The 14,893-nt window shown below is 65.4% G+C and carries 12 protein-coding genes; 2 read left to right on the top strand and 10 right to left on the bottom strand.

Features of this window, described 5'->3' with window-relative positions; genetic code table 11:
* The first annotated feature begins 62 nt into the window (after positions 1-62).
* Both RHPLAN_RS04405 and RHPLAN_RS04410 read left to right on the top strand, forming a co-directional pair.
* Complete coding sequence (locus RHPLAN_RS04405; protein WP_068014172.1) at positions 63-1,094, top strand: alcohol dehydrogenase catalytic domain-containing protein; 1,032 nt, start codon at positions 63-65, stop codon at positions 1,092-1,094.
* Positions 1,095-1,205: 111 nt separating this feature from the next.
* Positions 1,206-2,180: a D-2-hydroxyacid dehydrogenase family protein gene (locus tag RHPLAN_RS04410; RefSeq protein ID WP_068014173.1), complete on the top strand. Its 975-nt coding sequence runs from the start codon at positions 1,206-1,208 to the stop codon at positions 2,178-2,180.
* A 159-nt stretch (positions 2,181-2,339) separates the two neighbouring features.
* Here the strand turns inward: RHPLAN_RS04410 and RHPLAN_RS04415 are convergent, their stop codons facing one another.
* From RHPLAN_RS04415 to RHPLAN_RS04460, 10 genes are all read right to left on the bottom strand, one after another.
* Positions 2,340-3,734 (bottom strand): MmgE/PrpD family protein, encoded by a 1,395-nt coding sequence (locus RHPLAN_RS04415; protein ID WP_068014174.1) that lies wholly within the window; start codon positions 3,732-3,734, stop codon positions 2,340-2,342.
* Positions 3,735-3,757: 23 nt separating this feature from the next.
* Positions 3,758-4,990 carry an alpha/beta fold hydrolase gene (locus tag RHPLAN_RS40885; RefSeq protein ID WP_335341053.1) on the bottom strand — a complete coding sequence of 411 codons (1,233 nt, stop codon included), beginning with the start codon at positions 4,988-4,990 and terminating at the stop codon, positions 3,758-3,760.
* Between the two features lie 8 nt (positions 4,991-4,998).
* Positions 4,999-5,994: an ABC transporter substrate-binding protein gene (locus tag RHPLAN_RS04425; protein WP_198164710.1), complete on the bottom strand. Its 996-nt coding sequence runs from the start codon at positions 5,992-5,994 to the stop codon at positions 4,999-5,001.
* A 59-nt stretch (positions 5,995-6,053) separates the two neighbouring features.
* Positions 6,054-8,108: an acetate--CoA ligase family protein gene (locus tag RHPLAN_RS04430; RefSeq protein ID WP_068014178.1), complete on the bottom strand. Its 2,055-nt coding sequence runs from the start codon at positions 8,106-8,108 to the stop codon at positions 6,054-6,056.
* Positions 8,105-9,280 carry an acyl-CoA dehydrogenase family protein gene (locus RHPLAN_RS04435; protein ID WP_068014180.1) on the bottom strand — a complete coding sequence of 392 codons (1,176 nt, stop codon included), beginning with the start codon at positions 9,278-9,280 and terminating at the stop codon, positions 8,105-8,107. The genes RHPLAN_RS04430 and RHPLAN_RS04435 overlap by 4 nt, the downstream gene beginning before the upstream one ends.
* 170 nt (positions 9,281-9,450) lie before the next feature.
* Entirely contained in the window at positions 9,451-10,419 is a 969-nt protein-coding gene (locus tag RHPLAN_RS04440; protein ID WP_068014185.1) for a tripartite tricarboxylate transporter substrate binding protein, read from the bottom strand.
* Positions 10,416-11,384, bottom strand: a complete 969-nt coding sequence (locus RHPLAN_RS04445) for a Bug family tripartite tricarboxylate transporter substrate binding protein (RefSeq protein ID WP_068014187.1) — start codon at positions 11,382-11,384, stop codon at positions 10,416-10,418. The genes RHPLAN_RS04440 and RHPLAN_RS04445 overlap by 4 nt, the downstream gene beginning before the upstream one ends.
* 2 nt (positions 11,385-11,386) lie before the next feature.
* Positions 11,387-12,376: a Bug family tripartite tricarboxylate transporter substrate binding protein gene (locus RHPLAN_RS04450; RefSeq protein WP_068030599.1), complete on the bottom strand. Its 990-nt coding sequence runs from the start codon at positions 12,374-12,376 to the stop codon at positions 11,387-11,389.
* Positions 12,377-12,515: 139 nt separating this feature from the next.
* Positions 12,516-13,796 (bottom strand): TMEM143 family protein, encoded by a 1,281-nt coding sequence (locus RHPLAN_RS04455; RefSeq protein ID WP_068014189.1) that lies wholly within the window; start codon positions 13,794-13,796, stop codon positions 12,516-12,518.
* Between the two features lie 77 nt (positions 13,797-13,873).
* Positions 13,874-14,839, bottom strand: coding sequence for a Bug family tripartite tricarboxylate transporter substrate binding protein (locus RHPLAN_RS04460; protein ID WP_068014191.1), 966 nt, complete (start codon positions 14,837-14,839; stop codon positions 13,874-13,876).
* Between the last annotated feature and the right edge of the window lie 54 nt (positions 14,840-14,893).

Genomic DNA, 14,893 nt, shown 5'->3' on the forward strand with positions numbered 1-14,893 from the left:
CCTGCCAGGAGCGCTCCATTAAGGTTGGCACATGGCGCCAAACGGGGCGATGAGGAACGCAAATGAAAGCGATGGTGTTGAGCGGCCCGAACCTGCCGTTTGAGCGAGTCGAGCGGCCGGATCCGGCGCCGGGTCCCGGCGAGGCTGTGGCGAAGGTCATCACCTGCGGCTCAGGGCTCACCATTCAGCACGTCAGGGCCGGGCGGCGGAAGGTTCAGTTTCCGCGGATCATCGGCCACGAGATCACCGGCGAGATCGTCGCGACCGGGGCAGGCGTGCGCGGCCTCAAGGTCGGCGATCCAGTGACGACGTATTTCTATCTGAACTGCGGCCACTGCCGCTGGTGCCTGACCAATCTCGAGCCGCTGTGCGAGAACTCCGGCGGCCAGATCGGGATCGATTGCGACGGCGCTTACGCCGAATACGTCAAACTGCCGGCACAGAACTTCATCCGTCTGCCGGACGGCCTCGACTATAAGAAGCACCCTGCCGAGATCGGGGTGGTCACCGACGCGCTGGCCACGCCCTACAAGGTGCTGCGCCGTGCCCGCGTCGCGCCCGGTGAGACCGTGGCGGTGATCGGGGCCGGCGGTGGGCTCGGCATTCACCAGTTGATGATGGCGAAATGGGCACGCACCCGCGTGATCGCGGTCGACACCCGCGCGTCGAAGTTCGAGGCCTGCCGCAAGGCCGGTGCCGACGAGGTGGTCGATGCAAGCGCCGGTCGGATCACCGAGCAACTCCTTGAACTGACGAAGGGGCAGGGCGTCGACGTGGTGGTGGATTATGTCTCGGCCACGTCCACACTGGAGGCTGGCGCGCGGGCGCTCGGCCGCAGGGGCCGGCTCGTGACGCTCGGCGGCTCCGGCAAGCCGTTTACGGCGCTGGCCCATGACATGCTCAACAAGGAGCAGGATCTCCTTGGCAGCCGCTACGTGACGCGCAGCGAAGTGATCGAGTCGCTCGACCTTGTGGCTCGCGGCGAGGTGTTTCCGCTCGTCACCGTGGTGCGCCCGCTGGAGGAGGCCGAAGCGGTGCACGACCTCGTCGAGCGCGGCGAGATCACCGGCCGCGCCGTGCTGCGCGTGGCCTGACTCGCGGCTTGCGCCCTTCGCATTTGGCTTCGGCGCGTACTGGCATTGCCAACGATCGCGCACTAGGCTCGGGCGCTTCCCGATCAACCGAGTTCCCCCAACAAGATCATCATGAAAATTGTCATTCCCGATGACTACCAGGACATGGTGGATCAGCTCCCGTGTTATTCGCTGATCCGCCACCATGACGTGATGCGCTATCGCACGCCGGCGAAAGATATCGACGAACTCGTCGCGCGGCTGAAGGACGCCGACGTGGTGGTGTCGATCCGCGAACGCGTCGATTTTTCCCGCGCGCTGCTGGAACGTCTGCCCAAGCTCAAATTGCTGGCGCTGGTCGGCCGCAACTCGCACATGCTCGACTTCAACGCCGCGACCGATCTCGGCATCCCGGTCTCGACCGGCGTGAGCAACTCGCCGGTGGCGCCGGCCGAATTGACGCTCGCGCTGATCGTTGCATCCCGCCGCAACATCGCGCTCGAAGCCGAGCGCATGAAGCGCGGCGACTGGCCTTGCACGCTGTCGCACAGGCTGCGCGGCTCGACGCTCGGCATCTTCGGGCTCGGCGCGATCGGCACGCTGGTCGCCGAAGGCGGCAAGGGACTCGGCATGAAGGTGCTGGTGTGGGGCCAGAAGAACTCGCTGGAGAAGGCTGCCGCGGCCTGCTACGACACCGCCAAAAGCAAGGCCGAGCTGTTCGAGCGCTCGGACATTCTCTCCATCAGCATCCGGCTGCGGCCGGAGACCAGGGGCATCGTCGGCCTGGAGGATTTCGCGCGGATGAAGCCGACCGCGCTGTTCGTCAACGTGGCGCGCGCCGAGCTGGTGCAGCCCGGCGCGCTGCTCGAGGCGTTGAAGAAGGGCCGGCCCGGCTATGCGGCGGTCGACGTCTATGAGCAGGAGCCAATCATGGGCGGCAACCATCCGTTCCTGAAAATGCCGAACGTGCTGTGCACGCCGCATCTCGGCTGGGCCGAGTGGGACAATTTCGAGCTCTACTTCCGCGAATGCTTCGAGCAGATCATGAAGTTCGAGAAGGGCGAGCCGTTGCGGCTCGGCAATCCGAACGTTAAGCCGAGGGCGTAACGGCTCGCGTGTCCCGGGCGCAGCGCAGCACAAGCGAAGCGCAGTGATGCGCTGCAGACCCGGGACCCCAGTTTCTTTCTTTGTGTGAAGAGTAACCGGGGTCCCGGATCAGCGGTGCACCGCTAACGCACTGCACCGCGTCCGGGACACGCGACCGCTTTACTTCGCCGACGCCTCGACCAGCGGCGCGACATCGTCGGCCTTGTCGACCGTCCACAATCGCTCCGACAGCTCCTTCGCCTTGGCGGCTCCCAGCACCGGCTCGACGAGTCCCAAAAACTTGGCGATCAGCCCGTCATCATCCAGCGGCACCTGCCGCGAGCCCCAGGCCTCGTCGGCCTGACGGACGAACTTGCCCTTGCCGGTTGTCACCGTGACGCGGGCCGGGCGGAGCTTCGGATAAAGCTGATCGATTTCCGTGGGCGCCGACACGGTCAGCTTCTCGGCGAACGCGGCGAAGGCCGGGTCCTTCCTCGTCTTCTCGTCGAAGTGCTCGAACTTCACGCCGCGGTAGCGCGCCGCGAGCCCCATCAGATAGGGGAAGCTCAATTGCGCGCTGGCGAAGTCGTCCCACGGCACGTGGGCGTGTTCGGTCGCGATCTTGTAGGTCTCGACGTCGACCTTCTTGATCTCGTCGAAGCCGATCTTCTCGTCGGTGCACAGCCCGAACATCGCCTCGACCGCCGGCTGGATGTGGCGACAGCAGGCATAAGGCTTGATGTAGCAATCGGTGATGCCGTACTCGGCCGCAGGCGGCAGCTTGATCGGCCGCGCCTTGTCGATCCTGCCGAAAGCGAAGGCCTGCATGAAGCCGTCGCGCGCCTCGACCACGTTGGGCGGGCCTTCGACGCCTTGCTCGGCGAGCAGCGCCGCTTGCATGCCTTCACGCGAGGCGTGGCCGGCATGCAGCCGCTTGATGTCGCCGCCGCCGCCGACAAAGGCGAACAGGCCCGCGGCGCTCGAGGCGGCGATGCCCATGGCGTTGGCGAACTGCGGGGTCTTCATGCCGCGCAGCTTGCCGGTCGCCATGGCGGCGCCGAACGGCCCGACCGCAGGTGTCGGATGGAAGCCGCGCTGGCGGAGGTCCGGCGCGCAGGCGCGGGCGAGGCAGATGTTGGTCTCGTAGCCCGCGACGATGGCTTCGATCAGCGCCCGGCCGTTGACATGGCGGTCATAGCCCACGGCGAGCACGGTCGGAATGATGACGCAGCCGCAATGCGCCGAGCCGTGACGATAGCCGTCGTCGAGTTCGATGCCGTGCGCCGCGGTGCCCCCGAGAAAGGCCGCGTCGAGCAGGTCGGCGCGCCGTGCACGCCCGGGAACGGGGAGCTTGCCGTCGGGCCGCACCGCCTTGATGACCGTCTCGGCCTGGGTCGCGATGGTGCCGCCGGCGCCTGCGATCATCACGCCGACCGTGTCGAGCAGGTGCCGCCGCGCGTAGTGCCGCGCCTCCTCGGGCAGCGCGTCGTAGCGAAGCTCTGCCGTGAATTGCACGATCTCGTCGGTCGCGCCCGCGGCGGGCTGCAGCGTGTGAACGGCTTCGGCGTGGGACATGGTTTTCCTCCGGTCGCGCGAGCTTAGGCTTTTCCGCGAATCTTCTCCAGCACCGGCAGCAGGTACGAAATGAACCTGGGCGGGTCTTCGCTCATCGGGAAATGGCCGAGGCCTTTCATGATGACAGCCTCGGCGCCGGTGCGCTTCGCCACGTCCAACGTGCCCTCGGTGGTGCAGGAATAGTCGTATTCGCCGGTAAGCAGATAGAGCGGTGTGGTGCGGCCGTCGATCTGGTCGACGCGATCGCGGATGTCGCCGTCGACCTTGTAGAAATGCAGGTCGCCCTTGAACACGCCGGGCCCGCTTTGCAGATAGTGCCAGAGTGTCTCCCAGCGATGGTTGTCGGGCGCGGTCGGGGCGCACAGCCCCGACACCACGCCGGCCGAAACCTCGCCGCCATGCACATCGCCGCGGTGCAGCCAGCCGACGTCGTAATAAGGCGCGACATGCGCCGCGGTCTCGAGCCCGATGATGGCGCGGAAGCGCTTGCCATGCTGATGCGCGAGATAAAGCACGATGCGGCCGCCGATCGAGCAGCCCATCACCACCGGTTTATCGAGCTCCAGCGCATCGGCGATTTCGAGGATCATTTGAACGTAGTCGCGCGAGGTGAGCCGGTACTCCTCGTGCTGGAACCCCTCCGGCGGCGACGATTTGCCGTGCCAGGGCATGTCGAACACGATGACGCGGTAGTTCTCGGTGATGCGCGGATCGTTAAGCAGCCCGCGATACTGCCGGCCGTCGGAGCCCGCGGTGTGCAGGCAGAGCAGCGGAATGCCCTGGCCGGCTTCCTCGATGTAGAGTCGGTGTGGTCGGCCGAGCAGATCGAGATGGAGATAGCGGCCGACAACGGGCTCGAAGCTTGGCTTCTTTGGTGCGACCGCAGGCGCGCTTCGCTTCTCTGTCTTGCGCGGCGCGGCCAGCACGTCCTTGAAATACAGCAAATTCGCCATCAGCGGATGCAGGTCGCCTTCGATGACGAGCTTGCCGCGCTTGAACAGCGCGTAGATGTCGTGATGGCCGGGCGGCGGCAGCTTGGTCCAGAACAGTTCCCATTCGTCGCGCGGGGCGCGCAGCGCAAAGCTGTAATTCGGTGTGACGAACGGCCCGGGCGTGATCGAGACGATGCGGCCCTCGATGATCTTGATGAGATAGCCCTGCTCGCCGACTTCAAGCAGGAACGTGGTGCTGACGTGCCGCCCGCGCCGCACCAGCTCCTCATCGGCATTCACCAGATCGCGGATGCTTTCGATCATCGATCCTCTCAAGTCCTGGCTTGCTGCAGCAGATCGGGACGAATGACCTTCGCCCAATCCGGCATTTCGCGCAGCAGGTTCGCGGCTTTCATGCGTTCGGCTTCGGCTTTGATGTGCGTAATGATGTTCGGCGTCAGCTCGGGTTCGACCTTGATCTGACGGACGATGCTCTCGGCCATCGAGCGCGTGACACTCGCATAGCCCGCCGCGGCGTATTGCTGATAGATGGTCTCGGCGACGCGCGCCGGATTGCGTCGCCAGAATTCGACGCCGTCGAGCCACGATTTGAGAAACACCCGAACGGTGTCCGGCGATTTCTCGATCAGAGCGGGCGACAACACCAGGCAGGTCGGATTGGGGTCGATCTCGCCGAACCGCATCAGCACGGTGCCGATGCCTTCCTGTTCCGCCACGGTGAGGTATGGCTCAAACGAGGTGATGGCGTCGACCGAACCGGCCGACAGGGCGGCGACCTGATCCGGCGGACGCATGTTGACGAGCTGGTAGTCGCCGGGCTTCAGCCCGTGCGCCGGGCCAACGGTCTGGATGAAGATGTTGGCGGTGGTCGAGCCCGTCGAGACGCTGATCCGTTTGCCCTTGAGATCGGCGATGCTGCCGATGCCCGAGCCTTTTCGGACCATGACGCCGACGGTGTCGCCGCCGAGCGAGACGACGCCGACCAGCGTCAGTGAGGCAGCCACCGCACCGACGATGAACGGGGTGATGTTCATGGTGCCGGCGTTGAGAGCTCCGGAGACCATGCTGTCGCGCACGGAGCGGCCGTCGGCCATCTGTTTGCCCTCGACCGTCAGTCCGTGTTTCGCCGGTATCTTGTTGTCGACCCAGACTGTCGCCACCGCGCCGGTGAAGATCTGGATGCCCATCTGCACGGGAACGAGTGCGGGCTGCGTCGCCGCCGAGCGGATGGCCGACGGCACGAGCGACATAAAAGACGTGCCGAGCGCGAGCTTCAACGCCTCGCGGCGCGAGTGGCGGCGGATCATGGACATATCTCCCTGGCCGGCTTCCGTTTGTCGGCCGGAAGCCATCGTTGGCCGTGATACTAGACGAGCTTCACCAGCGCATCGACCGCCACGACGCCCTGGCCTTTGGGCCGCACGATCAGCGGATTGATTTCGGCTTCGGCCACGACCGGTCCATCGTGCACCGCGAGCCGCGACAGCGAAACGAGCGCGTGCGCCAGCCCGTCGAGGTCGCCGGGCTCCTTGCCGCGATAACCGGCCAAAGCCTTCAGCGCCATGACCTCGCCGATCATGGCTTTGGCTTCGGCGAGATCGACCGGCGCAAGCCGGATGCTGCGGTCGCGCAGGATTTCGGCGAGCACGCCGCCGGCCGCGAGCATCACGGTCGGGCCGACGTCGCGATCGATGCGATAGCCGATCAGTACCTCGCCCAATCCCGACACCATCGGCTGCACGAGCACGCGATCCACGTGGGTCGCTTCGCGGATTTTGGCGATGGCGGCGAGCAGAGACGTGTCGTCGCGAACGTTCAGCACCACACCGCCGACGTCGGACTTGTGCGCGATTTTCTCGGACAGCGCCTTGACCACGACGGGATAGGCGAATGGCAGGGCAGCGACCTTGGCGATCGAAGCATCCAGCGCGAGCGACGGAGCATGCGGCAGGCCGAGCTTGTCGAACAGGCCATAGGCCTCGAGCTCATCAAGCATCCGCCCGCTGCCAGACGGACGTCCTGGCCGCACCTCGGTCACCTGCGGCGCGCGGCGACGCAGTGCTGCCGTGACCGCGTCGGCGCAGGCCTCCGGCGTGTGGAAATTCGGAACCCCCGCGGCGGCGAGTCGCGCCAGCGCATCGGGCGCTTCGGGCACCAGAAACGCCGCGATCGGCTTCGCAGCACCGGCGCTGTCGATGATCGGCTTCACCGCGAGATCGGGATAGAACCGCGCCGACGAGCCGACGGTCACGACGATCAGATCGTACTCCGGCGCAGTGGTCAGTACGTCGAGCGCGCCCTTCATCACCTTGTATTGGGCGCCGGCGAGCGTCAGGTCGATCAGCCGCGCGGGAGCGACGTCGACGCCGGTGGCCTCTTTGAGGCGGGCCAGCGTCTGCGGCGTCGGTTGACGAACCTCGATGCCGCGTACGCTCAGCGGATCGATCACCATGGTGGCGCCGCCGGCGGTGGTCGTGACCACGGCGACGGCCGGAGGCCGCGCGCCGCGTGCGGGCGCCGGCACACGCGCCAGCAGCGGAAAGCCCTCGATCAGGCCCTCCAGCGTGTCGACGCGGGCGATGCCGCATTCGGCGAGGAACATCCCGGCAATATCGTCCTCGCCGGCGAGCGCGCCGGTGTGCGACACAGCCAATTCGCGCGCCGCGGCCGAACGGCCGAGCTTGTAGGCCAGCACCGACTTGCCGCGCTTCGCCGCTTCCAGCGCGAAGGCGCGCAAGGTCTCGGCCTTGCGCATGGTTTCGAGAAACAGCACGTAGCCGTCGATGCCGGGATCGTCGAGGGTTGCGGCGCAAATCTCGCCGATCGAAAGATCGACCTCGTTGCCGACCGAGACGAGACCTGCGAAGTGGATGCCGCGCGCCTTGCCGCGCGAGAGAAACGTGCCGATCATGCCGCCCGAATGAGAGGCGGCGAAGATGCGGCCGACCGGCAGATCGGGCTCGTCGAATGCCGCGTTGGCGGTCATGAACGCCTTGTGGCGCAGATCGACCACGCCAAGGCTCGAAGGCCCAACGAGACGCGTGCCGGTCTGCTGGATGATCGCCTTGATGCGCGCCTCGCGCGCGGTGCCTTCGGCGCCCGTCTCGCTGAAGCCGTTGGCGAGCGCGGTGACCACCGGCACGCCGAGCCTGGCGCATTCCTCGATCGCCTCCATCGTGGCGTCGGTCGAGGCGACGATGTAGGCGTGGTCGGGAAGCTCCGGCAGTTCAGCGAGTGACGGCCAGGCGCGTTCACCCAGCACCTCGTCGCGCCGCGGATTGATCGGATAGATGCGCCCCGCGTAGCCCGCCTGCCGCAGATATTTCAGCGGCCGGCCTGCTGTTTTGGTGGCGTCGTTCGACTGCCCGATGATCGCGACCGATTGCGGCGCGAGCAACACTTGCGCGAGCGGCTTGGTCACTCGGCGGCCTCGGAGGCTTTCGGCTTGGGCGGGCGCTGATCGAAGCGCCGGTCGAGCACGTGCTCGGCGATGCGGTTCTTCAGCATCTCGACCGAGCCTCCAGCGATCATCCAGCCACGACAACGGCGCATGCAGTATTCGACCAGCGAGGTCTTGCTGAAGCCCGCGGCGCCCATGATCTGCATCGACTCGTGCGCGCAATCCCAGCCGGCCTGATTGCATGCGGCCTTGGCGACCGCGGTCTCATAGGCCGACGGCAGGCCTTTGTCGGCGTTCACCGCGGCGCGATAGAGCAGGAGCTGCGCGCTTTCGAGCTTGATCGCCATGTCGGCGAACTTCCATTGCAGGCCCTGGAATTCGGCGAGCGGACGGCCGAACTGCTCCCTCACGCCGGCGTGCTCGCGCGCACGGTCGTAGCAGTAGCGGCCGAAGGCCAGCGAGCGCGCGGTGTTGCCGAGCCGCTCGACATTGAAGCTCGCCATCTGCTTCTTGAAGCCGCCCGGCCCGAGCAGCACGTTCTCGGCCGGAATGCGGCAATTGTCGAAGTGCAGCTCGCTCCAAAGCTCGCCACTCATGAACTCCTGCGGCGGGCCGATGGTGAAGCCCGGCATGCTGCGCTCGACCAGCACCGAGCCGATGCCGCCGACGCCTGGCCCGTAGCGCAGATAGACCAGGAATACCGAAGCCTCGGGACTGAAGGTCGAGAACACCTTGGTGCCGTTGACGATGTAGCCCGTGCCGTCCGGCTTCGCGGTGGTCTTGAGGTCGGTGACGGCGGAGCCCGCATCAGGCTCGCTCATGCCGAGGCTGATCACCATACGGCCGGCGAGGCATTCGGACAGCCACTTTTTCTTCTGATAGTCGGTGCCGTATTCCGAGAAGGTGCGGATCGGTCCGAAATTGCCGAACTGCACCACGTCGGCGCTGCGCGGACACACCGCGGCGGTCTGTTCGATGGCGATGATGGCGTCCATCAGCGAACCGCCCTGGCCGCCGTCGGCCTCGGGTATGGTGATGCCGAGCAGCCCCTGTTCGCTCATCAGCTTGGCGACATCGAAGGGAAATCGCGGATTGTGGGCGCGTGGGACCGCGTCCTTGGCGAGATGCGCCCGCGCAAAGCGGCGCACGGATTCGGCGAAGAGCTTTTGTTCGTCGGTGAAATCGAAGTTCATACGGTACTCACCACTCGGTCATTCCGGGGCGTCACGAGGTGGCTAACCCGGAATCCATAACCACCATCATATCGATCAACCACGACTATCGGAACACACCAAGAGTCGTGGTTATGGATTCCGGGTTCGCTCGCTTACGCTCGCGCCCCGGAATGACAAGCGGAGAGAGCTCACTCCGTCTTCATACCCGACCGGCGGATGATCTCCGACCATTTTGTCTCTTCGGCCGCGATGTCGGCCGCATATTCGTCCGGGCTCGTGGGCAGGGCTTCCGCGCCTTCGACCGCGAGCCGTTGTTTCACGTCATCGCTCGCCAGTGCCGTGTTCAACGCAGCATTGAGCCTGTCGACGATAGACCGCGGCGTGCCGGCCGCGGCGACGATGCCGTAGTGCAACACCGACTCGTAGCCCGGCAGGCCGCTTTCCGCGACGGTGGGCAGCTCGGGAAACAGCGCCGACCGCCTCAAGCCGGTCACCGCCAGCGCGCGCACCTTGGCTCCGTCCTTCACGAGGCCAGCCGAGCTCGCCATGGTGCCGAACATCATGGTGACGTGGCCGCCGACCAGATCGTTCAGCGCCGGGCCCGAGCCCTTGTAGGGCACGTGGTTGATCTTGATGCCGGCCATGCCTGCGAACAGCTCGGCCGCGAGATGCACGCTCGATCCGGTGCCGGTCGAAGCGAAGGTGAGCTCGCCGGGCTTCTGCTTGGCGAGTGCAATCAGTTCGGCCACGGAGCGCACCGGCACAACGTTGTTGACCAGCACCACATTGGCGCTCGATGCGATCAAGCCGATTGGCGAGAAGTCTTTGCGCGGGTCGTAGCCGACATTCGCATAGAGCGACGGATTGATCGCCAGCGAGCTGGTCGCGATCAACAGCGTGTAACCATCGGGCTCGGACTTTGCCACCTGCCGCGTCGCGATGGTGCCGCCCGCGCCGCCACGATTCTCGATCACGATCGACTGGCCGAGGTTTGCGCTCATCTTCTCGGCGACGATGCGCGCGATCACATCGTTGCCGCCGCCGGCCGCATAAGGCACGACCAGTGTGATTGGCCGGGTCGGGTAATCCGCCGCTCGCGCGGCGAGTGCGCCGAACGCCAGTGCTGCGGCGACGATGAAACGAAACGCCGCTTTCATTCCGCCTTGGCACCGGATTTTTTGACGATGGCGGACCATTTGGTCTCTTCCTTGTCGATGTCGGCGGCGTATTGCTCCGGCGTCGAGGCGAGCGGCTCGGTGCCGTCGGCGGCGAGCTTCTGCTTGAGTTCGTCCGACATCACGGCCTGCCGCAGTGCCGCGTTGAGCTTGGCGACGATCGGCTTGGGCGTGCCAGCCGGCGCGATGATTCCGTAATGCAGCACGGCCTCGTAGCCCGGCAGCGCGGCTTCGGCGATGGTCGGCAGATCAGGGAAGATCGGCGACCGCGTCAGCCCAGTGACGCCAAGCGCGCGAATTTTGCCTTCCTTCACGAGCTCGATCGCGGGCGGCATGGAGCTGAAATACATCGACACGTGACCGCCGATGAGATCGGTCAGCGCTGGGGCCGAGCCCTTGTAGGGCACATGCGTCATTTCGATGCCGGCCTGGAAGCGGAAGTACTCAGCCGCCAGATGAATGCCGCTGCCGACACCGGCCGAGGCGTAAGAGAGTTTGCCGGGATTCGCCTTGGCATAGGCGATCAGCTCCTTGACGCTGTGGGCCGGGATCGACGGATGGATCACCAGCACCAAGGCGCTGGTGCCGATCAATCCGATCGGCTCGAAGTCCTTGCGCGGGTCGTATCCGACGTTGCTGTAGAGCGTCGGATTGATCGCGAGCGTGCCGGTGCCGCCGAGTCCCAGCGTGTAACCATCAGGCGAGGCCTTCGCCACCTGACGCGTTGCGATCGAGCCGCCGGCGCCGCCGCGGTTCTCGATGACGATCTGCTGGCCGAGCGCCGGGCTCATCTTCTCGCCGGCAACGCGCGCCATGATGTCGTTGCCGCCACCGGCCGAGTAAGGCACCACCAAGGTGATCGGCCGGCTCGGATAGTCCTGCGCATTCGAGGTTGCCGCGAAAGCGGCGCAAGCAAGGACGGCAATCGTCAGTCGTTTCATCATCATGCTCAATCTGCCTTCGCGCCCGATTCCTTCACGACCTTGCCCCACTCGCGTTCTTCGCGATCGATGTCGGCGGCATATTCTGCCGGCGTGCTCGGAAGGGGCTCGGCGCCTTCCAGCGCCAGGCGCTTGCGGATCTCGTCGCTGGCGAGCGCTTCGTTGAGCGCCTTGTTGAGCCGCGCGACGATCGGAGCCGGCGTGCCGGCCGGCGCTACGATGCCGTAGCGCAGCACGGCCTCGAAGCCCGGCACGCCCTGCTCGGCGATGGTCGGGATCTCCGGCGCCAGCGTCGAGCGCTTGGCGCTGGTCACCGCGAGCATGCGCATATTGCCTTCCTTGGAGTTCGAATAGGTCGCGGGAATCGGCGCAAACGCCATCGGGATATGTCCGCCGATCAGATCGCCGATCAGATCGGAGAGGGCAGGGCCGGTGCCCTTGTAAGGCACATGCACGAGCTTGATGCCCGCCGCATTGGCGAAATACTCGCCGCAGATATGGCTTACCGTGCCGACGCCCGCCGAGCCGTAGTTCACCTTGCCGGGATTGGCCTTGGCGTAGGCGATGAGCTCCGCCACGTTCTTGGCCTGGAACGACGGATGCACCACCAGCGTGTTGGGTGCGGTGGCGATGCGGCCGATCGCAGCGAAGTCCTTGCGCGGATCGTAGCCGGGATTGGAATAGAGGTTCGGGCCGATGGCGAGCGTGCCGCTGTAGCCAAGGCCGATCGTGTAGCCATCCGGCTCGCTTCGCGCCAATGCCTTGGTGCCGACCGTGCCGCCAGCGCCCCCGCGGTTGTCGATGATGACCTGTTGGCCGAGCAGCTCGCCGAGCCGGTCGCTGACCGAGCGCACGACGATGGTGGTGCTGCCGCCCGGCGGGAACGGCACGATGAAGGTCACAGGCCGGCTTGGATAATCTTCCGCATGGGTTCTGCCGCCCGAGGCCAGCAGGGCCGCGGAGCCCGCGACGAATGCGCGCCGTCTGATGCTTTTCATGGTCTCGGCCTTCCCGGTTTCACTCCGCGGCGCCGGAGTCTTCGCCCCGGTCGAAGGCTTACTGTCGCGCATTCCGCCCGATAGATAAACCGCCTCTTTGCGGAAGGCGGCTGGCGCGGCGGACCAATCTGCGGCGCAGCTATTTCGCTGCAATCGCGGGAAAGAACGAGTTCCAGGCGCGGTCGAGTCGCTCCAGCGCCTTGTCGAGCGGCAGCACGGTGAGCTGATCGCCGTCTCGCGTCAGGATGCCGTGGCGCTCAAGTTCGCTCAGCGCGTCGTGGCCCTCGAAATCGACATCGACGCCAAAGGTCTTCTTGAGCCAAGTCTCGATATGGACATCAAGGTCGGCGTGCGTGCTGATGCCGTTTGGCTCCAGCAGGAAATAGTAAGCGAGGAAGGCTTCCTTGCTTTCCTGCTCTTCGGCCTCGCCGATCAGCGTGTCGAACACGCCGGCATTGTTGTTGACGTTGCGGTAGTAGATGTTGTCGGCGATCGTCTTCTGGTGAAGGAGCGTCTGACGCTGGAATTTCATCCACTGGGTCACCGCAAAACCACCGAGCGCGCCGAGGCCGCTCAGCGCCGCGAGCGCGCCGGCCCATTCCTCGTCGCGCACCGAGCTCGAGAAGCCGAGATAGAAGCCGGCGATCAAGAACAGCACCGTCACGGTGGATGCGAGCTTGAGCAGGATCGGCACGCCGCCGATGAGTGCCGGCACGCCGAGCATGAGCTGGTCGCGCCAGCCCATCACCACCTTGACGTCGGGGTACAGTGCGTTGAGATCGGCGCCGGCGATGTTGTGGAAGTATTTCAACAACACCGCGCCGGGACGCAGCTTCGATTTCTGCCGCTTCTTCTTGCCGTTCTCGGGTGCCGGCGCGCCTTCCTTGACGGTGACGATCATCATCACGTCGTCGTAGACCTTGAATTGCCGCTCGCGCTTGCGCAGCCCGTACCATGAGCTGACCAGCACGGTTTCCTGATGGTGGCCGCGGCGGAAGAATCGGACCTCGCGATAGTTGTCGAGCGGCGCCGTGATCTTGAGACGGACGATGGAGTCCTCGCGCTGCGCGCGCTCGATCTCCTCGCGCGGCACCTCTATGAAATTCGCGTCGTGCAGGACTTCGGTCAGGCCTTCGATCAGGTTCCGATAGGCGCGCTTGAGCGTGGCCACGCCGGCACGCGCGTGGGCGGTCGATTCGGGGGCGAAGTAGAAATAGTCGTTGTGCAGCCGGGCGAGCTGCACGTGATATTCGTAGTGCTCAATGGCGGCGAGCTGCTCGCAGAGCTGACGGAATTTATCGCGTTCGGCGCCGAGTGCGCCGTGGACGATCAGCGCCTCGATGATATCGATCTTGCGGACCGGGATGAAATGCTCGCGGTCTTTCCCGCCGCCCGTGTCCTGCGCTGATTGCTGATCCATCCGTCGACTCAAGCCAACGGCTTATTGTAGGCGACCAGGATTGGTAAGCGCCACAAGCGAGCTCGAGGCGCAACCGTTCAAAGCTGCGGAATGTTGGCGGCCTTGATCACCGCGCCCCAGCGCTCGGTGTCGCCCTTCATGACCTTCGCCATGTCCTCCGGCGTGCCGCCACGAACCTCGAGCCCGAGCTTCTTGTACTGTTCCTTCATCTCCGGCGTCTTCAGCGTCTCGTTCAGCGCGTTGTTCAGCTTGGCGATGATCGGCGCCGGGGTCTTGGGCGGCGCGGCCAACGCATTCCAGGTGTCGGAGACGAAATCGGGGAGCCCGAGTTCGATCATGGTCGGAATATCCGGCAACGATGCGATGCGCTTTTCGGTGGTGACGGCGAGGATGCGGGCTTTGCCGCCTTCGTGCAGCTTCAGGGCGGCTTCAAGCTGCATGAAGATCAGGTCGACGTGCCCCGCGACGATGTCGTTCAGCGCCGGGCCTGTGCCTTTGTATGGAACGTGCTGCAGATGCGCGCCGGTGAGCTTGTTGAACAGCTCGGCGGTCAGATGCGAGGTGGTGCCGGGTCCCTGCGACGCGTAGTTCAGCTTGCTGGGATTGGCCTTCACGTAATCCAGGAACTCCTTCGCGGTCTTGGCCGGAAAATCGCCGCGGACCAGCAGGACGTTCGGCGCCGACGACATGAGGCCGATCGGCGAAAACTGGGTGGGATCGAAGGTCAGGCTCTTATAGAGGACCACGTTGGTGGTGATCGGAGAGGGCTGTGTCGCCATCAGGGTGTAGCCGTCGGGCTCCTGCTGGTAGACGTAATCGGCCGCGATGTTGCCGCCGGCGCCGCCCCGGTTCTCGACCACGAAGGGCTGGCCGACAATGGTGCGCATCCGCTCGGTCACGAGCCGCGTGACGGTGTCAACGCCGCCTCCGGCCGGCACCGTGACGACCACCTTGATGGGCTTGTTCGGATAATCGTCCTGGGCCTGAGCCGGCGCCACGAACAGGACGACGCCCATGGCGAGTGACGTGAGGTAGCGATTCATGGCCCAATCCTTGAGTGCTGCGCGCGCCCGAAGGCGCTGATTTTTGCGGCACTC

This window comes from Rhodoplanes sp. Z2-YC6860, assembly GCF_001579845.1.
Lineage (GTDB): Bacteria > Pseudomonadota > Alphaproteobacteria > Rhizobiales > Xanthobacteraceae > Z2-YC6860.

Excerpts from the sequence above, each read along its gene's own strand:
- RHPLAN_RS04405 (WP_068014172.1), top strand. The coding sequence starts at position 63 with ATGAAAGCGATGGTGTTGAGCGGCCCGAACCTGCCGTTTGAGCGAGTC.
- RHPLAN_RS04410 (WP_068014173.1), top strand. The coding sequence starts at position 1,206 with ATGAAAATTGTCATTCCCGATGACTACCAGGACATGGTGGATCAGCTC.
- RHPLAN_RS04415 (WP_068014174.1), bottom strand. The coding sequence starts at position 3,734 with ATGTCCCACGCCGAAGCCGTTCACACGCTGCAGCCCGCCGCGGGCGCG.
- RHPLAN_RS40885 (WP_335341053.1), bottom strand. The coding sequence starts at position 4,990 with ATGATCGAAAGCATCCGCGATCTGGTGAATGCCGATGAGGAGCTGGTG.
- RHPLAN_RS04425 (WP_198164710.1), bottom strand. The coding sequence starts at position 5,994 with ATGATCCGCCGCCACTCGCGCCGCGAGGCGTTGAAGCTCGCGCTCGGC.
- RHPLAN_RS04435 (WP_068014180.1), bottom strand. The coding sequence starts at position 9,280 with ATGAACTTCGATTTCACCGACGAACAAAAGCTCTTCGCCGAATCCGTG.
- RHPLAN_RS04440 (WP_068014185.1), bottom strand. The coding sequence starts at position 10,419 with ATGAAAGCGGCGTTTCGTTTCATCGTCGCCGCAGCACTGGCGTTCGGC.
- RHPLAN_RS04445 (WP_068014187.1), bottom strand. The coding sequence starts at position 11,384 with ATGATGATGAAACGACTGACGATTGCCGTCCTTGCTTGCGCCGCTTTC.
- RHPLAN_RS04450 (WP_068030599.1), bottom strand. The coding sequence starts at position 12,376 with ATGAAAAGCATCAGACGGCGCGCATTCGTCGCGGGCTCCGCGGCCCTG.
- RHPLAN_RS04455 (WP_068014189.1), bottom strand. The coding sequence starts at position 13,796 with ATGGATCAGCAATCAGCGCAGGACACGGGCGGCGGGAAAGACCGCGAG.
- RHPLAN_RS04460 (WP_068014191.1), bottom strand. The coding sequence starts at position 14,839 with ATGAATCGCTACCTCACGTCACTCGCCATGGGCGTCGTCCTGTTCGTG.